The organism is Pantoea sp. BJFS-204 (assembly GCF_049310725.1).
GTDB classification, from domain to species: Bacteria; Pseudomonadota; Gammaproteobacteria; order Enterobacterales; family Enterobacteriaceae; genus Pantoea; species Pantoea agglomerans.
This window is the reverse complement of the sequence record NZ_JBMOWE010000005.1, coordinates 28,769-50,594: the sequence shown is the minus strand read 5'-3', so window position 1 is coordinate 50,594 and position 21,826 is coordinate 28,769. Positions and strand designations below refer to the sequence as shown.

Here is a 21,826-nt window from a genome sequence, read left to right as displayed (position 1 = left end):
GATATTTATTCAGTCTATTTTTTGTGCCATAATGACACGTTTATTCTGGCCGTGTCGGCAAGGCGCGGTGAGTGCTGCTAATCCGGGAAAGGTGAATGGATAAGATCGAAGTTCGTGGTGCCCGCACCCATAATTTGAAAAACATCAACCTGACCATCCCACGCGACAAACTCATTGTGGTAACCGGCCTGTCAGGTTCCGGTAAATCCTCACTGGCGTTTGATACGCTGTATGCGGAAGGTCAGCGCCGCTATGTGGAGTCGCTCTCTGCGTATGCGCGCCAGTTTCTTTCGTTAATGGAGAAGCCGGACGTCGATCATATCGAAGGTTTGTCGCCCGCCATTTCCATTGAACAGAAATCCACCTCACACAACCCACGCTCGACCGTGGGAACCATCACCGAGATCCATGATTACCTGCGTCTGCTGTTTGCCCGCGTTGGCGAACCGCGCTGCCCGGATCATGATGTGCCGCTGGCGGCGCAGACCGTCAGCCAGATGGTCGATCAGGTGCTCTCCCAGCCGGAAGGCCGTCGCCTGATGCTGCTGGCGCCGGTGGTGAAAGATCGTAAGGGTGAGCACACCAAAACGCTGGAGAATCTGGCGACGCAAGGTTATATCCGTGCGCGTATTGATGGCGAAGTGTGTGACCTCTCCGATCCGCCAAAACTCGAGCTGCAGAAGAAGCACACCATTGAAGTGGTGATTGACCGCTTTAAAGTACGTGAAGATCTCGCAACCCGCCTGGCGGAATCGTTTGAGACCACGCTGGAGCTCTCCGGCGGGACGGCCATCGTGGCGGACATGGATGACAGCGCCGCAGAAGAGCTGCTCTTCTCGGCTAACTTCGCCTGCCCGATCTGTGGTTACAGCATGAGCGAGCTGGAGCCGCGCCTGTTCTCGTTTAACAACCCGGCGGGCGCCTGTCCGACCTGTGACGGCCTTGGCGTACAGCAATATTTTGATCCTGACCGCGTGGTGCAGAATCCTGAACTCTCGCTGGCGGGCGGTGCAATCCGCGGCTGGGATCGCCGCAATTTCTACTACTTCCAGATGCTGCGTTCGCTGGCGGAACACCTCGATTTTGATATCGAAGCGTCGTTCGGCAGCCTGCCAGAAAACGTACAGAAAGTGATTCTGTACGGATCAGGCAAAGAGAGCATCGAATTCAAGTACATCAACGATCGCGGCGACACCTCGGTACGCCGTCATCCGTTTGAAGGCGTACTCAATAACATGGAGCGCCGCTATAAAGAGACCGAGTCTTCAGCGGTACGCGAAGAGCTGGCGAAATTTATCAGCAACCGCGCCTGTGCCAGCTGTGAAGGAACCCGTCTGCGTCGTGAAGCGCGTCATGTCTTCGTGGAGAACACCACGCTGCCGACCATCTCTGAGATGAGCATCGGCCATGCGATGTCCTTCTTTGAAAATATGAAACTCAGCGGCCAGCGTGCGCAGATCGCCGAGAAAATTTTGAAAGAGATTGGCGATCGCCTGAGCTTCCTGGTCAACGTCGGCCTGAACTATCTTTCGATGTCGCGTTCCGCCGAGACCTTGTCTGGTGGTGAAGCACAGCGTATCCGTCTGGCCAGCCAGATCGGTGCCGGTCTGGTCGGCGTGATGTATGTGCTGGATGAGCCTTCAATCGGCCTGCACCAGCGCGACAACGAACGTCTGCTCGGCACCCTGATTCATCTGCGCGACCTCGGTAACACGGTGATCGTGGTTGAGCATGATGAAGATGCGATTCGTGCGGCTGACCATGTGATCGATATCGGTCCGGGTGCGGGCGTACATGGCGGCCAGGTGGTGGCTGAAGGCACTGTTGATCAGATCATGGCGCAGGAAGCGTCACTGACCGGCCAGTTCCTGAGCGGCAAGCGTGGCATTGCAGTGCCAGAGGAGCGCGTCAAAGGCGACCCGGCCAAAGTACTGAAGATTACTGGCGCACGCGGCAACAACCTCAAGGATGTCACGCTGACGCTGCCGGTCGGGCTGTTCACCTGTATTACCGGTGTTTCCGGCTCGGGTAAATCGACCCTGATCAACGATACGCTCTTCCCGATTGCCCAGCGGGCACTGAACGGCGCGACCATCGCCGAACCGGCACCTTACCGTGACGTGGCGGGACTGGAGCACTTCGACAAAGTAATCGACATCGACCAGAGCCCGATTGGTCGTACACCGCGCTCCAACCCGGCCACCTACACCGGCATCTTCACCCCGGTGCGTGAACTCTTTGCGGGCGTGCCGGAAGCGCGTTCGCGCGGCTATAATCCGGGCCGCTTCAGCTTTAACGTGCGTGGCGGACGCTGTGAAGCCTGTCAGGGCGATGGCGTGCTGAAAGTCGAAATGCACTTCCTGCCGGACATTTATGTGCCGTGCGATCAGTGCAAAGGCAAACGCTATAACCGTGAAACGCTGGAAGTGAAGTACAAAGGCAAGAGCATTCACGAAGTGCTGGAGATGACCATCGAAGAGGCACGTGAGTTCTTCGATGCGGTGCCGGCGCTGGCGCGTAAGTTGCAGACGCTGATCGATGTGGGTCTCACCTACATCCGCCTCGGTCAGTCCGCGACCACTCTTTCCGGCGGTGAAGCCCAGCGCGTGAAGCTGGCGCGTGAGCTGTCGAAGCGTGGCACCGGTCAGACACTCTACATTCTGGATGAGCCGACCACCGGCCTGCACTTTGCCGATATCCAGCAGCTGCTGGAAGTGCTGCATAAGCTGCGCGATCAGGGCAACACCATCGTGGTGATTGAGCACAACCTGGATGTGGTCAAAACTGCAGACTGGATTGTCGACCTGGGTCCGGAAGGCGGCAGCGGCGGCGGTGAAATTCTGGTGGCTGGTACGCCAGAAACCGTGGCGGAGTGTGAGAAATCACATACCGCGCGCTTCCTGAAGCCACTGTTACAGAAGTAATTCTGTCAGGCCCGCCGCGTGCGGGCCTTTTACTCTCCCCTGTCGATTCAGCCAGAAAATTGCAGAATCAGGCAAGATTCAGACATGTATAGGCATATACGCTTTTCCCCACGCTGACTATCCTTAAGCGGTTCCTCTTTGGCACGCCCCTGGCGTCGCCCTGTTTTCGCAGCACATCAACGCTGCTGCACTTCATCGAATAACACTCACGACACATCGAAACTGGAGACACCATGAATATTACGCATGCGTATGCTGCTCAGGATGCAAAATCCAAACTGGCACCGTTCGATTTTAAGCCGCGTGAGCTGCGCGCCCATGACGTTCAGCTTGAGGTGCTGTTCTGTGGCGTTTGCCACTCAGACCTGCATCAGGCCCGTAATGAGTGGAAAAACACCATTTTTCCCGTGGTTCCGGGTCATGAAATTGTCGGTCGCGTCACGGCCGTTGGCCCGCAGACGCAGAAATACAAAGTCGGCGATCTGGTCGGCGTAGGCTGCATGGTCGATTCGTGCCGCAGCTGTCCGAGCTGTCAGCAGGGTCTGGAGCAGTATTGTGAAAACGGCTTTGTTGGCACCTATAACGGTGAAGATCGTGAAACCGGCGCCATTACCTACGGCGGTTACTCAACGTCGATGGTGGTTGATGAGAGCTTTGTGCTGCGCATTCCCGAGAACCTGGAGCTGGCGGGCGTGGCACCGCTGCTGTGTGCCGGTATCACCACTTACTCGCCGCTGCGCCACTGGAATGTCGGCCCGGGCAAGAAAGTGGGTATCGTAGGCTTAGGCGGCCTGGGCCATATGGGCGTGAAAATCGCCCATGCCATGGGCGCACATGTGGTGCTGTTCACCACCTCGCCTTCCAAAATTGAAGATGGCAAACGTCTGGGTGCCGATGAAGTCGTGATCTCCAAAGACCCGGAGCAGATGGCGCAGCACGCCAACAGCTTCGACTTCATTCTGAACACTGTTGCGGCTCAGCACGATCTCAACCCCTTCATCACCCTGCTGAAGCTGGATGGCAACATGACGCTGGTGGGTGCACCGGAGCACGATCACCCGGCACCGCAGGTATTTAACCTGATCTTCAAGCGTCGCAGCATCGCCGGTTCACTGATTGGCGGTATCGCAGAGACCCAGGAGATGCTCGATTTCTGTGGTGAGCACGGCATTACGTCAGACATTGAACTGATCGCGATGGACCAGATCAATGAAGCCTATGAGCGCATGCTGAAAAGCGATGTGAAATACCGCTTCGTTATCGACATTAATACCCTGCGCGAGCAGCCTGCCGCGTAACCCGCGGTCTCTAAAACCCTCTTGCTCAGGTAAGAGGGTTTTTTATTGCCGTTTAGCGGGCCGTTGCAACCTGCTGGAATGAGGCATCGACCAGATAGTAGATCTGCGAATCTTTCAGCGAACCGTCCAGGAACAGCGTGCTCCAGTGTGACTTGTTCAGATGCTCGCTGGGAATAATATCGCTATGCTCTTCGCGCAGTAATTCGGCCAGCGCAGGCGTCGATTTCAGCGAGACCGCTGGCCGCCCTTTCGCCTCATGTACCATCGCAAACAGCACGCCGTTGCTTTTAATCTGCGTGGCTTTCCAGTCACTGTGGACGCTCTGCTCCGCGCCCGGCTTGCTCATGCAATAGGTCAGAAAGTCTGAGTTATTCATTACGATTCCCCTTGTAAAGTGGCGACAATCCGCCTGGCACCGCCCTCAATGCGATGCTCGCCCAGCCAGATACCCTGCCAGGTGCCCAGCACCAGACGTCCCCGCTGAACCGGTAATAACAACGAAACCCCTAAGATCGACGATTTGATGTGCGCCGGCATATCATCACGCCCTTCGTAATCGTGCTGATAAGGCGCATTCTCCGGCACGTGCCGCATGAAATGCTGCTCCATGTCGCTGCGCACCGTCGGGTCGCAATTCTCATTTAAGGTTAACGACGCCGAAGTGTGCTGCAACAGCAGATGCAGCAGACCGGTTTTGATATCACGCAGTCCGGAGAGCGAGTTCACGATCTCATCGGTGACCAGATGAAACCCGCGCGGCTTCGCGCTCAGCGTAATAGTTTGTTGATGCCACATAGCTTATTCCTGAAACGGTTACCCCGTTTAAGTGTGCAGCATGTCGCCGAAAGGTAAACCCTGACCCATAAAAAAACCGCCAGAGAGCACCCTGACGGTTTTTTTTACAGCCTGGCGGCCGTTACATCACGGCGGCAAACGCTTCAGCCACCTGATGCACATTTTTGCTGTTCAGACCGGCCACACACATGCGGCCGCTGCCCACCAGATAGATGCCAAATTCGTTGCGCAGACGATCGACCTGCTGCGCACTCAGGCCGGTGTAGCTGAACATGCCACGCTGCTTCAGCAGGTAGTCGAAGTTTTTACCTGGCAGTGCAGTGCTCAGCACGTCCACCAGCGACTGACGCATGTCCAGAATGCGTAAGCGCATCGCTTCCACTTCAGCCAGCCAGCTGGCTTTCAACTCGTCATCGTTGAGTACGCGCGCGACAACCTGCGCACCGAAATTCGGCGGGCTGGAGTAGTTGCGGCGAACCGTGGCTTTTAACTGGCCCAGCACACGCGCTGACTCTTCGGCGCTGTCACAGACGATAGAGAGACCGCCCACGCGCTCGCCATAGAGCGAGAAAATTTTGGAGAAGGAGTTGCTCACCAGGGCTGGCAGGCCCGCCGCCGCGACTGCACGCAGCGCATAGGCATCCTGCTGCATGCCGGCACCAAAGCCCTGATAGGCGATATCCAGGAAAGGAATCAGCTGCTGTGCTTTCAGCACCTCAACGGTCTGATCCCACTGCGCATCGGTCAGGTCAGCACCGGTCGGGTTATGACAGCAGGGATGCAGCAGCACGACGCTTTGCGCTGGCAGGGTTTTCAGGGTGCTGATAAAGGCATCAAACCGCACGCCGTGGGTCTCTGCGTCATACCAGGGATAGGTATTTACCTCAAAACCTGCACCATTAAAAATCGCGACGTGGTTTTCCCAGGTCGGATCGCTGACCCAGACCGCAGACTGCGGGAAGTAGCGCTTAAGGAAATCGGCGCCCACTTTCAGCGCGCCAGAACCGCCCAGCGTCTGAATAGAGGCGATACGGCCCGCGTTTAACACCGGATGATCGGCACCAAACAGCAGCGGTGCAATCGCACTACGGTAGCTGTTCAGTCCTTCCATTGGCAGATAGAGTGATGCCTGATGCGGCTCAGCATAGATCTGCTCTTCGGCAGCAGCTACAGCCTTCAGTTGCGGGATGATGCCCTTTTCGTCGTAATAGAGGCCGATACTCAGGTTAACTTTGTGTTCGCGTGGGTCTTGTTTGAAGGCTTCCATCAACGACAGAATCGGATCGCCAGCATAGGCATCAACGTTTTGAAACACGGTGTAGGTCTCCATGATTGGTCCAGAGGGAAGAGGCGGATTAAACCCGATAGCGTCCCGGACGGTGGTTCATTGCAATAATCAGATTCAGGATCACCGCACCCGCAATCGACGCGAGCAGGATGGGGCCACTCACCACAAAGAGTGACGCCAGCACGACGCAGGTATCGACCACCATTTGCAGCTTCCCCGCGCGGATCCCAAAGCGATCCTGTAGCCACAGCGCCAGAATATTGATGCCGCCCAGGCTCGCCTTATGACGAAATAACACTATAAACCCGATTCCCATGATGACGTTACCGAACAGTGTCGCATAGAAGGGGTTAAGGTCAGAAAAGTGGACGAACAGCGGGTGCAGCTGGGTGAACAGCGACACCAGACCGACGGCGCAGAAGGTTTTCAGCGTAAACTCCCAGCCCATGCGTTTTACCGCCAGCCAGTAAAAAGGGATGTTGATCAGGAAAAACGCGCTGCCGAACGAAAGCGGCGACAGGTAGCTGATCAGAAAGGCGATGCCTGCGGTGCTGCCGGTCAGCGCCCCCGCCTGTTTCAGCATAATGACGCCGAACGAGACCATCAGGGTGCCAAGCACCATCGCCAGCGCATCTTCAATGCGCGAATGCGGGACGCGGGAGGGTTCTGCGATGTTATCCATGGGGTTTTCTCAGTGCAAAGGATGCGGTTTCGATGCAAAAAACGCACCATCGCCACAGCACTGAACTGCTGTAAACCGGGTGCCAGCGATATCCCATTGATATCTAAGGCGCTTTAAAAAAGAACTTTGTGCATAAATGCCGGCAGATACCGTCAACCTATGCGTTAAAGTCTAACTCTATGCGCGCTCTTCGCATTAATTGCCGCAAGTGTGCACCAAAAGCGCACAGCGCGCACCTTTTTAGCGCGTCTTCTGCTCAGGCAGCATCATCAGCCCGTTCTCTTTCATGCGTCCCAGCACTACCGAGGTTTTCACATGGGAAACGCTCTGGTGGCCCGCGACTAACTGGCTGATTAACGCACTAAGGGAATTGAGATCGGCCACTGCCACTTTAAGCAGATAGTCCGCATCGCCGGTGGTTTTATAGGCATCCACGATCGCCTGTTCCTGCTCCACCATCCGGTGAAAGCTCTCAACATATTCTGCGGTGTGGTTAATTAAACGCACCTCAATCAATCCCACCATGCCAAGCCCGATGGCATCGGGCGACAGCCGGGCATGATAACCCAGGATCAGATTAGCCTGTTCCAGATTGATACGACGGCGGGAACATTGTGAGGCAGAAAGGCCGACCAGATCGCTGAGTTCCTGATTGGTCAGACGGCCGTTGGATTGTAATAAAGTCAGGATTTTAAGGTCGTAATCGTCTACGTGAGTCATTCCGTTTCCACAGCGTGATGGGCGTCGCTTTGTTACAGATAACCCGATAACCCGAGAGGTTGTCCAACACTATTTTGTGATGATGGGGGCTGTCATGCACAGATCGTGCATGACAGCACAAACCGGGGATTATTCGTCGTCGTATTGCGGGCCAGCGTAGTTGTCGAAGCGTGACCACTGACCGTTAAAGGTCAGGCGTACCGTACCGATCGGGCCGTTACGCTGTTTACCCAGAATGATCTCCGCGATCCCTTTAAGATCGCTGTTTTCGTGGTAAACCTCATCGCGATAGATAAACATGATCAAATCCGCATCCTGCTCGATCGAGCCCGATTCACGCAGATCCGAGTTGACCGGACGTTTATCGGCTCGCTGCTCCAGCGAGCGGTTAAGCTGCGACAGCGCCACAACCGGCACGTTCAGCTCTTTGGCCAGTGCTTTCAGCGAGCGGGAGATCTCAGCAATTTCCAGCGTACGGTTGTCCGACAGCGACGGCACGCGCATCAGCTGCAGATAGTCGATCATGATCATGCTTAATCCACCGTTTTCACGGTAGATGCGTCGGGCGCGTGAACGCACTTCGGTGGGCGTCAGGCCGGAAGAGTCATCAATGTACATGTTCTTCTTCTCCAGCAGGATGCCCATGGTGCCGGAAATACGCGCCCAGTCCTCATCATCCAGCTGCCCGGTACGGATGCGGGTCTGATCGACGCGGGAGAGTGACGCCAGCATACGCATCATGATCTGCTCGCTGGGCATCTCCAGACTGAAGATCAGCACCGGTTTTTCCTGCAGCATGGCGGCGTTTTCGCACAGGTTCATCGCAAAGGTGGTTTTACCCATCGAAGGACGTGCTGCAACAATAATCAGATCAGAACCCTGCAGGCCCGCGGTCTTTTTATTCAGATCCTGATAGCCGGTATCGACGCCGGTGACGCCATCGTGCGGTGTCTGATAGAGCGATTCGATACGGGAAACGGTCGATTCCAGAATCTGCTCGATGTTTTTCGGGCCAGCATCCTTATCCGCGCGCGCTTCCGCAATTTTAAAGACGTTCGACTCCGCGAAGTCGAGCAGCTCTTCGCTGTTACGCCCCTGCGGATCATAACCGGCATCGGCAATCTGGTTAGCGACGGCGATCATCTCACGCACCACCGCACGTTCGCGCACGATGTCAGCATAGGCGCCGATGTTCGCCGCGCTCGGGGTGTTTTTCGCCAGTTCCGCCAGATAGGCGAAGCCGCCCGCCATCTCCAGTTCGCCACGGGTTTCCAGCGATTCGGAGAGCGTAATCAGGTCAATAGGTTTGCTGTTTTCCAGCAGCCGCTGCATCTCTGAAAAAATCAGCCGATGCGAGCGGTTGAAAAAATCATTCGCGACGACGCGCTCAGAGACATTGTCCCAGCGCTCGTTATCCAGCATTAACCCACCGAGCACCGACTGCTCCGCTTCCAGCGAATGCGGGGGCATTTTCACGCCTGCGAGCTGGCGATCCTGCGTTTCGTTCGATTTGTTGGTGGGTTTATTTCCTGCCATAGTGAATGCATTACCGATCTTCTGTGGGGACGCGCAAGTATACCTTAGTTGGGGTGCGTGCCTCACCCTCATGATGAAACAATCACAGGAGTCAGAATGGCAAAGCGTATTCAGTTCAGCGCACAGGGCGGCCCGGACGTTTTAGAGTGGACAGATTTTGAACCTGCTGACCCGGCCGAACATGAAGTGCAGGTAGAACATCGCGCTATCGGGATTAATTACATCGATACCTATGTTCGCAGCGGGCTTTATCCGGTCGCCGCTTTTCCCTCTGGCCTGGGTACAGAAGCCGCAGGCGTGGTGTCGCGGGTTGGACGTGGCGTGACATTATTTAAGCCCGGCGATCGCGTGGTCTACTGTCTGGCGTCGATGGGGGCCTATAGCGAAGTGCACAACGTGGCGGAAGATCGCCTGATGCATCTCCCGGAGGCGATCAGCTTTGAGCAGGGCGCAGCCAGCTACCTGAAAGGGCTGACCACACAATATCTGCTGCGCCAGACCTATAAAATCAGCGCCGGTGAGACCTTTCTGTTTCATGCCGCAGCGGGCGGCGTCGGGTTAATTGCCTGTCAGTGGGCAAAAGCGCTGGGTGCCCATTTGATTGGCACAGTCGGGTCAGCAGAAAAGGCAGCGATGGCGAAAAAGGCCGGCGCCTGGGCGACGATTAACTACCGCGAAGAGAATATTGCGCAACGCGTCAGCGAACTGACCGATGGGAAAAAAGTGGGCGTAGTTTATGACTCCGTGGGCAAAGATACCTGGGAAGCATCGCTGGACTCATTGCGCCGTCATGGGCTGATGGTCAGTTTTGGCAATGCTTCGGGTCCGGTGACCGGGATAGATCTCGGCATTCTGAATAAGAAAGGCTCGCTGTTTGTGACCCGCCCTTCACTGTTTGGCTATATCACCAACCGCCAGGAGCTGGAAACCGCCAGTGCCGAGCTTTTCTCGCTGCTGGCGAGTGGCGCAATTAAAGTTGATGTGCCGGAGCAGCAGAAGTTTGCGCTGAAAGAGGCCAGCAAAGCGCACCAGATGCTGGAGAGCCGCGCCACGCAGGGATCCTGTCTCTTAATTCCATAATAGTGAGCAACAAAAAGGGCTTCCCGCGGGAAGCCCTTCTCTTTTTTTATTTTTTGTTCGCGCTGGTGTAGGGACAGCGGCGATGAATTCGTGTCTAGTCGATGGCACATCGATTTGACGACAGGCATCCTGCCAGAAAACATAAGTAAAAAATATGTTTAATTGCAGATCAGCCCTGACCAATCTCTCACACTGTGATCTTCACCGCATTTAGCGCCAGCCTTTGCGGTCTAACCTGTTGATCTTACGCCGCAGCTTGCGACGTGCTCGCTCATCGCTGTCGCCAAAAAAGGCACGATGCAGCCAGACCGCAATCACCGCCAGCACCAGCCACGGCAACACTTTAATAACAATTGCAAACAGTCCACCGACAAACATCACGATGGTTGCGACCACCAGTGCCGCCAGCACGCCTAACAGCGAAACGCCGGTCAGCAACAGCATCAGGAAAAACCCCAATACGAATAAAATTTCCACGTCAGCGCTCCTTTTTGAGATTGATTGTTATAGCTATTACAAAAAACGTGCCAACAATTAACTCATTGATTTTCTGCTGATAAGAGATAAACAGAAGTGCGCCACCTGGTCAGGAAAACCATATTTTGGCGTAAAAAAAACCAGCCTTGAGGGCTGGTTTTTCAGGGTTGGACTGCGGATCAGGCTTCCTGGGGGATTTTATCCGCTACCAGCGCAAGCGCCGCCTCCAGCACACGGACATCGGCACCGGGTTTGTGGGCATTTTCACTCAGATGGCGTCGCCACTGGCGGGCGCCCGGGATCCCCTGGAACAGACCCAGCATATGGCGCGTGACATGTCCCAGATACGTCCCCTTCGCCAGTTCCGCTTCAATATAGGGATACATGGCGCGCACCACTTCAACCGGGTTCGCCGCCGGATGCTGACGACCAAACAATGTCTGATCGACCTGCGCCAGAATGCCGGGGTTTTGGTAGGCTTCACGTCCCATCATCACGCCGTCAAGGTGTTGCAGATGGATCTGTGCCTCTTCCAGGGTTTTCACGCCGCCATTGAGGGCGATAGTCAGTTGCGGAAAATCGCGTTTCAGCTGATAGACGCGGGGATAATCCAGCGGTGGAATCTCGCGGTTCTCTTTCGGGCTGAGGCCGGAGAGCCAGGCTTTACGCGCATGAATGATAAATGTCTCACACTCACCGCGTCCCGCCACCGTGCCGATAAAATCGGTCAGGAATTCATAGCTGTCCAGCTCATCGATACCAATGCGGGTTTTCACCGTGACCGGAATTGAAACCACGTCGCGCATCGCTTTAACGGCATCTGCGACCAGATTCGCCTCGGCCATCAGGCAGGCGCCGAAACGGCCATTCTGCACCCGATCAGAGGGACAGCCGACATTAAGATTCACTTCATCGTAACCGCGCTGCTCTGCCAGCTTCGCGCACTGCGCCAGTGCCGCCGGATCGCTACCGCCAAGCTGCAACGCGACCGGATGCTCAGCCTCACTGTAAGCCAGGTAATCCCCTTTGCCATGAATGATTGCGCCCGTAGTCACCATTTCGGTGTAGAGCAGCGTGTCACCGGTCAACTGGCGATGAAAATAGCGACAGTGACGATCGGTCCAGTCGAGCATAGGGGCGATAGAGAAACGTTGCGAAGAGAAATTAGGCATGAAGCGCAGACAATCCGGTAATTAAGGGGTGATGGAATTCTGTGCAAGGATAACACAAGGGCGGGCGATAGTGCATCGCCCGCCCCCGAACAGTCTGATTAACGCGCTTAGAAGTTAAAGCCCAGCTGCATCATCGCGCCCCAGGTGTTGTTAGCACCTACAGAGCCCGCCAGATCCAGATGGACGGCTTTGTTAAACGGTGACAGGCCAAAACCGGCCGTAGCGACATTTTCGTCGTTAGAACGCATGTCCGCACGATAACCTGCACGCAGCTGCAGCCAGTCAAGTACGCGGTATTCCGCGCCCACTGCCGCATACTGGCTGTTATCCTGAGTTTTGAAGCGTTTGGTTTCAGTCAGATCCACATCGCCCGTCACGGTAAACGGACCTTTATCCCAGGCCAGACCGGTGGTGACCAGCGGGCGGATCTGGTAGGTGTCGCGGAAACCATTGACCTCTTTGGTCTGCAGATCGCGTGAAACCAGGTTCTGTCCGGTTACACCCAGCGTCCAGTTTTCAGCAAAGGTGGTCGCCAGGCCGGCATCAACGTTAAAGCCGGTGTCGGTGCTGCGATACTGGCTGTTATTGATGTCACTTTTGTCGTAGTTGTAAATGCTGGCGGTGTAGTTATAGAGCCAGGTTTTCTGCACTTTCGGTGTGACGCCTACCGATACTGGCTGACCAGCGATGGTGAACTCATGCGCCACCGCCACACCATAATCGGTGACCAGCGCCGCTAAGCCATTCGCGCTGGAGCGCAGGTTATTTTGATCGCCAGGACGAGGAAGCACTGTGCCGTTAGCCACACCGCGCAGATAGTCGATATCGCTCTGGACCACATTGGCACGCACGTGTGCTGAGCCATAGGCTTTGGTGATAAAGGCGAAAGGCAGCGTCTCGTCAGGGATAGTGACGGCCAGGGCAACCCCGGCGTTACCGTCCGCTTTGTTGCCGCGTAAATCATTTAGCTGGTTGGCGACATCGCCTGAGGCGGCGCGCACTTCAGGATAGCCACGCAGATAATCAGCGAAGGTTAAATTACTGAGCACGTCGCGGTAGCGATCAACGGTATCGGTGATGTCATCCACTTTGTCGATCAGATGATCTTTGTCGGTCACCTGAATGCCCGCTGAGGGAAAAATAATGCTGACGCTATCGTCGGGTTTGGCGCGCGTCATTAATGCCGGGTTCGCCAGCACTGCGGAGCCATAAAGAGAAGATGCTACGCCGGTGCCGCCCATGGCGTCATTACGTGCATCATACCAGGTCCCTGCCGCCATGGCGGAAGAAGAAAGGAAAAGCGCGGTCGTTGCAGCCGTGTAGATCAGCGCTGAACGTTGAGCGGATTTTTTCACCATTTGCCTGCCATCACCTGAGAAATTGCCATTGAAACATTCAATGACTGAATAGTTTGTTAGCCCTATTGTGAACCCTGGCTAACGCGTTATTGCTGTGAATTCAAAGGAAACAGTGTCTTAATTCAAAGGATTGGACGTTTTCCAATCAAAAAACCGTTGTAATTGTTCAAACTGCATTGGGATATTTCAAATAATGCCAGACTTTTCTTAAGTCTTTCTGAACATTACTTCTTAACTCAGTGAGATGCAAAGCAAAATGCCAACAAATTCCGCTTCAGGTGGATTCGGAATGGATCTGATTTGTCGTCAGATTTGAGATAGAAGACGGCTTAAATTCTGATTATGCTGCTTTATCAGGCAAATGATGCTGTTTTTTCAGACGAAAACCAACCTCAGCGCCGCGAAACTATGTGTGATAAAATAACATCACTTATCCAGCGGAGAATTTTCATGACAAACATGACGTCGCAGCAAATTTTGATTCAGGCCGAAAAGATGTGCCTGCAGCGCGGTGTGCGTCTGACTTCGCAGCGTGCTGAAGTATTGCGCCTGATGGCCGAGCAGCCTGGCTCGATCAGCGCCTACGATCTGCTGGATCAACTCCGGGTCAGCGAGCCGCAGGCCAAGCCACCCACGGTTTACCGGGCGCTCGATTTCCTGCTGGAGCAGGGTTTCATTCATCGGGTGGAATCCAACAACAGCTACGTCATGTGTCACCATTTTGAGGCACCAGCACATACATCGGTGATGCTGGTCTGTGACCGCTGTGCCGCCGTTACAGAGAAGCAGGCGCAGGGCGTAGAGAAGATTATTGCTGGTCTGGCAGGTGAAGCGCAGTTTGCATTACGCCACAGCGTGATTGAAGCGCATGGTTTATGTGAAAATTGTGCTGCGGTTGAAGCCTGTACGCACCATGAAAGCTGCGAGCATGACCATCAGGATGAGGGTAAAAAGCGGGGGAAACGCGGGTAATCGGCACATCCTTGTGCGGTTCCGGTGAGGGCCCACCGGAACGCATTCAGCTGATTATCAAGCTATTGTCTGATTACCAGCGGTGATCTTTGTTCTGACCTTCCCAGGCGGTTACTTCGCGCTCGGCTTCATCTTTCGTAGAGCCGTAACGCTCCTGGATTTTGCCGACCAGCTGATCGCGTTTACCTTCGATAACCTGCATATCATCGTCGGTCAGCTTGCCCCATTTCTCTTTCATTTTGCCTTTGAACTGCTTCCAGTTGCCGCTTGCTTCATCTTTATTCATGGCAGACCTCCAATCCTCGGGTTTTAATGATTATCTTGCTACTTAACAAAATAACGATACAAAGCGCTGGTTAACTGCGCTGCATAGAGTTAATTGTAGTAGCCAATTTATTAACCGTGGAATAATACAGAATAATCCGTATCGGCTTGCGTGCAGCCACGGCTGACTCAGGCATCAAACCAGCTGTTCTGACGCCAGTGCTTACGCCAGATGAGCCACAGCGACAGGCCGCGCAGCGCCAGGAAAACCGTGACTGCCAGCCAAAGACCATGGTTACCCAGCACCGGTACGCTAAGCAGCGTCAGAAAATAGCCTGCTGCGGCAACTACCATGCTGTTACGCATCTCACGCCCGCGCGTCGCTCCGATGAACATGCCATCCAGCAGATAACACCAGACGCCGATCAGCGGCATTATCATCTGCCAGACCAGATAGCGGTCCGCTGTCTGCTGGAGTGACTGAAGAGAGGTCAGCAGGGTAACGATCTGCGGGCCAAAAATGGCATAGATTAGCGAGAAGAACAGCGCCACCACTACCGCCTGCCGACAGGCAGAGTGCCAGACGCGCAGGAGTTTGCTGCCATCTTTTGCACCATGCGCCTCACCCGCAAAAGCTTCAACCGCATAGGCAAAGCCATCCAGCGCGTAAGCCGTAAAAGTGATGAACATCAGTAATACTGCGTTAACCGCCACCACATCCGGACCCAGCCGGGCACCCAGTACGGTCAGCGAGGCGAAACAGAGTTGCAGCATCAGAGAGCGCAGCATGATGTCCCGGTTCAGTCGCAGCAGCCGGCCGCTGTCACCGCGCCAGCTCTGCTTCAACAGGCTAAGCGTAATTCCGCGCAGTTTTAACACCCGCCAGACCATGATGCTGCCGACAACCAGCGTAATGTATTCCGCCAGCGCCGTGGCGGTTGCCGCCCCCGCGACACCCCAGTGCAGCCCCATCACCAGCCAGAGATCGAGCACGATGTTAACCAGGTTGCCCACCACCAGCAGGATCACCGGCGCGCGCGCATACTGCACGCCCAGCAGCCAGCCCAGAATGACCAGGTTTGCCAGCGTGGCAGGCGCACTGAGCCAGCGAATCTGAATAAACAGTGCCGCCTGTTCGAGTACATCGGGATTGCCGCCAACGAGATGGGTCGACAGCTGAATAATCGGATAACGCAAAGCGATGAACAGTACGCCCGCCAGCAGCGCAATGATCAGCGGCTGAGTCAGCGCGCGTGCCAGCGCCATTTTATCGCCAGCGCCAAATGCCTGCGCCGTAAGGCCAGTGGTACTCATTCGAAGGAAAAGCAGCAGCATAAAGAGGAAGCTGGTCACTGTAGTCCCGACCGCAACCCCGCCAAGATAGACAGGGCTGTCGAGATGACCAATTACTGCAGTATCGACCACTCCCAGTAAGGGAACGGTGATATTTGAAAGGATCATCGGCAGCGCAAGCCGCCAGAGATTTTTATCGGTTGCCGTAATAAAGCGCATTCGCCGTTCCGTGCTCAGTGTCGCTGCGCAAAAGAGGCAGCGACAAAATTAGGGCAGACAGAATAGCATCAGAGAAGGCGAATGCACGCTGGCAGAAGAATCAGAGCCACTCGCCGTTGCGCACCACGCCAACAGCCAGACCTTCTATGGTCAGTGACTGCGCACGGGTATCGACAACAATCGGGTCAAAATCGCTGTTTTCCGGCAGCAGATGCACGATAGCACCCTGCTTTTTCCAGCGCTTAACGGTGACTTCATCATCAATGCGGGCAACCACAACCTGGCCGTTACGCACATCCTGGGTTTTATGCACCGCGAGCAGGTCGCCATCCATAATCCCGATATCTTTCATCGACATTCCGCTGACGCGCAGCAGGAAGTCAGCAGACGGCTTAAACAGGCCCGGATCGACCTTGTAGTGGGTTTCGATATGTTCCTGCGCCATGATCGGCTCACCGGCAGCAACCCGGCCAATCAGCGGTAGCCCTTCTGAGGCTTCTTCTTCCATTAACAGTCGTATGCCGCGCGATGCACCGGAAACGATCTCGATGACGCCTTTGCGCGCCAGCGCTTTCAGATGCTCTTCTGCCGCGTTCGGCGAACGGAAGCCCAGCTGCGCGGCGATCTCGGCACGCGTAGGCGGCATGCCCGTTGAAGAAATATGGTCGCGAATCAGGTCATAGACCTGCTGCTGCCTGCTGGTTAATGCTTTCATCCCGCCCCCTGGTTGTTTATACAGTCGCTGTGAGTATATACAGGTATTGGTGAAATGGAAACCGATTGTCAGGGAAAACGCGCCCTCAGACGCGTTATGGAAGGCTTATCGCAAATGTGTCCAGAGCAGCGCGATCCAGACGAAGAGTGCCAGTAAGATGCTGATCAGCACTGCCGCCGAGCCCATGTCTTTTGCCCGGCCCGCCAGCGGATGATGCTCCTGACCGATGCGGTCGACCACCGCTTCAATGGCGCTATTGAGGATTTCAACAATGACCACCAGCACCACCGCCCCAATCATGAGGATGCGGGAGACCACATCGACATCCAGCCAGCACGCGATAACAATAGCGGCCAGCGCAGCCAGCGCTTCCTGCCGAAACGCCGCTTCATGTTGCCAGGCGGCACGCAGTCCCTGCCATGAGTAACCTGCAGCTTTTACTATTCTGATAAGTCCGGTGGCATTATTTGCCATGATGTGGGAACCCTTTCATCGGATTGACGTCAATGTCTGGGCTGCGTGCAATTGGCACCACCACAGATCTTCGCTGCGCTTTCTGGTATGCTTGCGGCGCTTTGCTAACAAGAGGCTTCATGTTGTCTATGTCAGGTTGGCGTAAACTCTATTACAAACTGCTTAATTTACCACTGTCGTTTTTGGTAAAAAGTAAGGCCATTCCGGCCGATCCCGTGTCTGAACATGGTCTGGATCCGACCCGACCTATTATGTATGTTTTGCCTTACGATTCGAAGGCCGACTTACTGACTTTACGCGCACAGTGTCTGCGGCATCATCTGCCCGACCCGCTCACTCCGCTGGAGATTGATGGTTCTCTGCTGCCGCGCCACGTCTTTATCCACAATGGCCCTCGCGTCTTCCCCTATTTTGTGCCCAGCGTTGAATCCGTGAAAATTTTTCACGATTACCTGGACCTGCATCGCAATAACCCTAAGCTGGATATTCAGATGCTGCCGGTCACGGTGATGTTTGGCCGCGCACCAGGACGTGAAGTCCAGGGCGAAGCAACGCCACACCTGCGGGTGCTGAACGGAGTGCAGAAGTTCTTTGCGGTGATCTGGCACGGGCGCGACAGTTTTGTCCGCTTCTCGCCGACGGTGTCGCTGCGCCGCATGGCAACTGAACACGGTACGGATCAGTCGATCGCCCAGAAGCTGGCTCGCGTGGCGCGCATTCATTTTGCCCGCCAGCGGCTGGCGGCGATTGGCCCGCGCTTGCCGGCGCGTCAGGATCTGTTTAATCGTCTGCTGCAATCCAAAGCGATTGAAAAAGCAGTAGAAGATGAAGCTCGCAGCAAAAAAATCTCCCATGAGAAAGCGCAGCAGAACGCCGTCGAAATGATGGAGGAGATTGCGGCAAACTTCTCCTATGAAGCCATCCGCGTAACTGACCGCGTGATGGGCTGGCTCTGGAGTCGGCTCTATCAGGGCATCAACGTCAATGGCGGCGAAAAAGTTCGCCAGCTGGCGCAGGATGGCCACGAGATTGTCTATGTACCGTGCCATCGCAGCCACATGGATTATCTGCTGCTCTCCTATGTGCTCTATCATCAGGGTCTGGTGCCGCCGCACATCGCAGCCGGTATCAATCTCAACTTCTGGCCAGCCGGCCCGATTTTCCGTCGCCTGGGCGCTTTCTTTATTCGTCGTACCTTTAAAGGCAACAAGCTCTACGCCACGGTATTCCGCGAATATCTCGGCGAGCTGTTCACCCGCGGCTATTCGGTTGAGTACTTTGTCGAAGGAGGCCGTTCACGAACCGGTCGCCTGCTGGATCCTAAAACCGGCACCTTAGCCATGACGCTGCAGGCGATGCTGCGTGGCGGAAATCGCCCCATCACGCTGGTGCCGATCTATATCGGCTATGAGCACGTGATGGAAGTGGGCACTTACGCTAAAGAACTGCGCGGCGCGGCGAAAGAGAAAGAGGGCTTCATGCAGATGGTGCGCGGCTTACGCAAGCTGCGCAATCTCGGTCAGGGTTACGTGAACTTTGGCGAACCCCTGCCGCTGGTCAACTATCTCAATAAGCGGGTGCCGGAATGGCGCGATGCCATCGATCCGATTGAGCCGCAGCGTCCCAGCTGGTTAACCCCAACCGTCAACGATATTGCTGCCAGCCTGATGGTGCGTATCAATGAAGCGGGCGCGGCTAACGCCATGAACCTCTGTGTCACCGCCCTGCTGGCGTCACGTCAGCGCTCACTAACCCGTGAACAGCTGATTGAACAACTGGAGTGCTATACCCAGTTGCTGCGCAACGTGCCTTACTCGCCAAATGCGACCGTACCCGATCTTTCAGCGGAAGCGCTGCTGGATCACGCCATGGGTATGAATAAGTTTGAGAGTGAAAAGGACAGCATTGGCGACATCATCATTCTGCCGCGTGAGCAGGCGGTACTGATGACCTACTATCGCAACAATATTCATCACATGCTGGTGATGCCGTCGCTGATTGCCGCCATTGTTCAGCAACATCAGACACTGAGCGAAGCAGAACTGCTGCGTCAGGTGAGCCTGATTTACCCGATGCTGAAGAGTGAGCTGTTCCTGCGCTGGCAGACCGATGAGCTGCCGCAACTGCTGACCGAACTGAGTCAGGAGCTGGCGCGTCAGGGCCTGATTACGCTCGAAGCCGGCGAATTGCGCTTTTCCTCAGCGCGCTATCGCACACTGCAACTGCTGGCCGCCGGTGTGCGTGAAACACTGCAGCGCTATGCTATTACGTTCTCCATTCTCAGCGCCAAGCCGACGATTAACCGCGGTACGCTGGAGAAAGAGAGCCGGACGCTGGCACAGCGTCTGTCGGTGCTGCACGGTATCAATGCTCCGGAATTCTTCGACAAAGCGGTCTTTACCTCACTGGTCCTGACCCTGCGCGATGAAGGGTATATCAGCGACAGCGGTGATGCCGATGTTGCGCAGACCCTGGCGACCTGGCATATGCTGGCAGACCTGGTCACCAGCGATGTCCGTATGACGATTGAAACCGCTGTGGCGCACGACTGACCCAGCGCGCATAGTAAAAAGGCGACCTCATGAGGTCGCCTTTTTTGTGCCTGAATCCCCTGTCAGAACAGCTGGCTGAACGGCGGGGTGTTCATCAGCACACCGAGGAACAGCACCATCCCGACATAGTTATTATTGAGAAAAGCCTGAAAACAGGGTTGCCGCTCGCGTCCGGCGATCAGCTTCTGTTGATAAACAAACAGCGCGGCGGCCAGTAATAGCGTCCAGTAGAAGGCGCTGTTCAGATGTAGCATGATGCCCACCAGCGCCATCAGCAGCAGCGTCGCCAGTTGCAGCAGACCAATGATTAGCTTGTCGAAACGGCCAAAGAGAATCGCGGTCGACTTCACGCCAATTTTCAGGTCATCATCCCGATCCACCATCGCATACTGAGTGTCATAGGCGACCGTCCAGCAGATGTTGGCGATGAATACCAGCCAGCAGACCAGAGGTAAGGACTCACTAACTGCGGACCATGCCATGGGAATGGCCCAGCCAAAGGCGGCACCCAGCACTACCTGCGGCAGGTGGGTATAACGCTTCATAAAGGGATAGACCCAGGCCAGCGCCAGCCCCACCACTGAGAGCATAATCGTCATCATGTTCATGGTCAGCACCAGCGCAAAAGCCGCCAGAGCCAGGATCACGAACAGCAGCTTAGCCTCTTTTGCACTCACCGCGCCGCTGGCCAGTGGCCGATGCTTCGTGCGTTCGACATGACCGTCTACTTTGCGATCGGCGTAGTCATTGATCACACAACCAGCTGCACGCATCACGATGACCCCGGCAACAAACACCGCCAGCACCGGCAGCGGCGGGATCGCCATGTCAGCCAGCCATAATGCCCAGAGCGTTGGCCACATCAGCAGCAGCGTACCGATCGGCTTATCGATACGCATCAGGCGCGTGTAGGCCCGCCATTTATTTATACTTAAGCTATTTTGCACCACAGGATCCTCAGACCAGATCGCGATAGAGCGGCGATGCCGGTAAAAACAGTTCAGTCAGCAACAGGGGTTTGCCGGAGAGACGCAGGCGTGAACGTCGTCCCCACAATCCCTCCACCTGCCCCGGCTCAATAAAATCGCGGGTCAGCGTTGAAGAGGAGAAGAGATAGCGACCCATCGGCCGGGTGCCCAGCTGCTGCAGCATCGCTTCTGGCCCGTTAAGGGTGCTTTCCGGCACCAGCGTACGGCCAGCCAGCCAGGGCTGATCGTCGCCGAACAGCAACACTTCACGCAGCCAGAAGCGTTGATCGTCTGGCAACAAGCCCTTTTCATCACCCAACTCGCTGGCGTCGATAAAGCCTTCACGCAGCGGCTGAACCGTGACCCGCTGACAATGTTGTTCAAAACGGCGCGTCATTGAATCCTCCTCCATCAGCCAGTCGAGCAATGGCGGCGCAAGGGTTGCCTGCGACGGAGAAAGCCAGTTGAGCGCACGTAATAAGCTGAGCGCGTCTTGCGACATAGCACCACTCCCAATAATTTTCAGGACGCTAGTTTAGCGCAGAGACGCGATGCGAACACCTGCCGTCATGACAGACGGCAGGGAGATTACTCGCGTTTCAGGCGGTTGCTGTTTGCCAGCCACAGAGTGATTACCAGAATCAGAATCGCCGCAGAGTAACAGAGCGTATCGAAGGGATTTTTATGGTCGACGATAATCAGGCGGATAATTGCCGTGATACCGATATAGACAAAATAGCGCAGCGGAAAGTGATATCCCGACTGAAAGTACTTAACAATCAACGCAATAAATTCGAAGTAGAGGAAATAAATGACAATCCCCTCAATCAACAGATAGGAGGATGACTGCTCGCTGGTGTTAAACAGCACGTTTGCCAGATGGATAGTTTCTTTGCCTAAAAAGACGATCAGGATGATCGCCAGACTCAGCAGACCCAGATTCAGCACCCATTGCAGTACCGTTGCAAGGTGGCGGGCCAAAGGATTTTTGTCACTCATGTTGCGCCTTAAAAAAGGAGTTGTTAGCGCGCGATATCAT

The 21,826-nt window shown here is 55.3% G+C and carries 21 protein-coding genes; 5 read left to right on the top strand and 16 right to left on the bottom strand.

What is annotated here, in order from left to right; translation table 11 throughout:
- Positions 1-95: 95 nt before the first annotated feature.
- Together uvrA and ACO6VX_RS14920 are read left to right on the top strand one after the other, a co-directional pair.
- A complete protein-coding gene (gene uvrA / locus ACO6VX_RS14925) occupies positions 96-2,924 on the top strand; it encodes an excinuclease ABC subunit UvrA (protein WP_010252182.1) in 2,829 nt (942 codons plus the stop codon).
- A gap of 233 nt (positions 2,925-3,157) precedes the next feature.
- Positions 3,158-4,222 carry an NAD(P)-dependent alcohol dehydrogenase gene (locus ACO6VX_RS14920; RefSeq protein WP_003855747.1) on the top strand — a complete coding sequence of 355 codons (1,065 nt, stop codon included), beginning with the start codon at positions 3,158-3,160 and terminating at the stop codon, positions 4,220-4,222.
- A 52-nt stretch (positions 4,223-4,274) separates the two neighbouring features.
- Here ACO6VX_RS14920 and ACO6VX_RS14915 read toward each other — a convergent pair whose 3' ends face one another.
- The 6 genes from ACO6VX_RS14915 to dnaB form a co-directional block, all read right to left on the bottom strand.
- Positions 4,275-4,598 (bottom strand): MmcQ/YjbR family DNA-binding protein, encoded by a 324-nt coding sequence (locus tag ACO6VX_RS14915; RefSeq protein WP_089414666.1) that lies wholly within the window; start codon positions 4,596-4,598, stop codon positions 4,275-4,277.
- Positions 4,598-5,017, bottom strand: a complete 420-nt coding sequence (locus tag ACO6VX_RS14910; RefSeq protein ID WP_010252188.1) for a secondary thiamine-phosphate synthase enzyme YjbQ — start codon at positions 5,015-5,017, stop codon at positions 4,598-4,600. The genes ACO6VX_RS14915 and ACO6VX_RS14910 overlap by 1 nt, the downstream gene beginning before the upstream one ends.
- A 121-nt stretch (positions 5,018-5,138) precedes the next feature.
- The gene (locus tag ACO6VX_RS14905) at positions 5,139-6,332 is read right to left on the bottom strand and encodes an aromatic amino acid transaminase (protein ID WP_010252191.1); all 1,194 of its coding nucleotides are present in this window, start codon (positions 6,330-6,332) and stop codon (positions 5,139-5,141) included.
- A 40-nt stretch (positions 6,333-6,372) separates the two neighbouring features.
- Complete coding sequence (locus tag ACO6VX_RS14900; RefSeq protein WP_010672216.1) at positions 6,373-6,987, bottom strand: YitT family protein; 615 nt, start codon at positions 6,985-6,987, stop codon at positions 6,373-6,375.
- A gap of 240 nt (positions 6,988-7,227) precedes the next feature.
- Entirely contained in the window at positions 7,228-7,707 is a 480-nt protein-coding gene (locus tag ACO6VX_RS14895) for an Lrp/AsnC family transcriptional regulator (RefSeq protein WP_010252196.1), read from the bottom strand.
- A 129-nt stretch (positions 7,708-7,836) separates the two neighbouring features.
- Positions 7,837-9,243: a replicative DNA helicase gene (gene dnaB / locus ACO6VX_RS14890; protein ID WP_010252197.1), complete on the bottom strand. Its 1,407-nt coding sequence runs from the start codon at positions 9,241-9,243 to the stop codon at positions 7,837-7,839.
- A gap of 96 nt (positions 9,244-9,339) precedes the next feature.
- Between dnaB and ACO6VX_RS14885 the strand changes: the two genes are divergently transcribed.
- Positions 9,340-10,323, top strand: a complete 984-nt coding sequence (locus ACO6VX_RS14885; RefSeq protein WP_031591790.1) for a quinone oxidoreductase — start codon at positions 9,340-9,342, stop codon at positions 10,321-10,323.
- 210 nt (positions 10,324-10,533) lie between these two features.
- Here ACO6VX_RS14885 and pspG read toward each other — a convergent pair whose 3' ends face one another.
- From pspG to ACO6VX_RS14870, 3 genes are all read right to left on the bottom strand, one after another.
- On the bottom strand, positions 10,534-10,800 hold the full coding sequence (pspG, locus tag ACO6VX_RS14880) for an envelope stress response protein PspG (RefSeq protein WP_010252199.1): 267 nt from the start codon (positions 10,798-10,800) through the stop codon (positions 10,534-10,536).
- 179 nt (positions 10,801-10,979) lie between these two features.
- Positions 10,980-11,972: a tRNA dihydrouridine(20/20a) synthase DusA gene (gene dusA, locus ACO6VX_RS14875; RefSeq protein ID WP_010672214.1), complete on the bottom strand. Its 993-nt coding sequence runs from the start codon at positions 11,970-11,972 to the stop codon at positions 10,980-10,982.
- Positions 11,973-12,079: 107 nt separating this feature from the next.
- A complete protein-coding gene (locus ACO6VX_RS14870; protein WP_336999799.1) occupies positions 12,080-13,330 on the bottom strand; it encodes a conjugal transfer protein TraF in 1,251 nt (416 codons plus the stop codon).
- Between the two features lie 450 nt (positions 13,331-13,780).
- Between ACO6VX_RS14870 and zur the strand changes: the two genes are divergently transcribed.
- Positions 13,781-14,302, top strand: a complete 522-nt coding sequence (gene zur / locus ACO6VX_RS14865; protein WP_010252202.1) for a zinc uptake transcriptional repressor Zur — start codon at positions 13,781-13,783, stop codon at positions 14,300-14,302.
- A gap of 73 nt (positions 14,303-14,375) precedes the next feature.
- On the opposite strand, the gene ACO6VX_RS14860 is transcribed toward zur, so the two are convergent.
- The 4 genes from ACO6VX_RS14860 to ACO6VX_RS14845 form a co-directional block, all read right to left on the bottom strand.
- The gene (locus ACO6VX_RS14860) at positions 14,376-14,588 is read right to left on the bottom strand and encodes a CsbD family protein (RefSeq protein ID WP_010672212.1); all 213 of its coding nucleotides are present in this window, start codon (positions 14,586-14,588) and stop codon (positions 14,376-14,378) included.
- A gap of 167 nt (positions 14,589-14,755) precedes the next feature.
- A complete protein-coding gene (gene dinF / locus ACO6VX_RS14855; protein ID WP_010672211.1) occupies positions 14,756-16,078 on the bottom strand; it encodes an MATE family efflux transporter DinF in 1,323 nt (440 codons plus the stop codon).
- A gap of 100 nt (positions 16,079-16,178) precedes the next feature.
- Complete coding sequence (gene lexA / locus ACO6VX_RS14850) at positions 16,179-16,793, bottom strand: transcriptional repressor LexA (RefSeq protein WP_010252231.1); 615 nt, start codon at positions 16,791-16,793, stop codon at positions 16,179-16,181.
- 105 nt (positions 16,794-16,898) lie between these two features.
- Positions 16,899-17,267, bottom strand: coding sequence for a diacylglycerol kinase (locus tag ACO6VX_RS14845; RefSeq protein ID WP_010252234.1), 369 nt, complete (start codon positions 17,265-17,267; stop codon positions 16,899-16,901).
- A gap of 128 nt (positions 17,268-17,395) precedes the next feature.
- On the opposite strand from ACO6VX_RS14845, the gene plsB reads away from it, so the two are divergent.
- Positions 17,396-19,819, top strand: coding sequence for a glycerol-3-phosphate 1-O-acyltransferase PlsB (plsB, locus tag ACO6VX_RS14840; protein WP_031591803.1), 2,424 nt, complete (start codon positions 17,396-17,398; stop codon positions 19,817-19,819).
- Between the two features lie 62 nt (positions 19,820-19,881).
- Here plsB and ubiA read toward each other — a convergent pair whose 3' ends face one another.
- The 3 genes from ubiA to psiE form a co-directional block, all read right to left on the bottom strand.
- Entirely contained in the window at positions 19,882-20,766 is an 885-nt protein-coding gene (gene ubiA / locus ACO6VX_RS14835) for a 4-hydroxybenzoate octaprenyltransferase (protein ID WP_122889185.1), read from the bottom strand.
- A gap of 10 nt (positions 20,767-20,776) precedes the next feature.
- Positions 20,777-21,289 carry a chorismate lyase gene (gene ubiC / locus ACO6VX_RS14830; protein WP_422431726.1) on the bottom strand — a complete coding sequence of 171 codons (513 nt, stop codon included), beginning with the start codon at positions 21,287-21,289 and terminating at the stop codon, positions 20,777-20,779.
- Between the two features lie 86 nt (positions 21,290-21,375).
- Entirely contained in the window at positions 21,376-21,786 is a 411-nt protein-coding gene (gene psiE / locus ACO6VX_RS14825; RefSeq protein WP_010252246.1) for a phosphate-starvation-inducible protein PsiE, read from the bottom strand.
- Positions 21,787-21,826 lie beyond the last annotated feature (40 nt).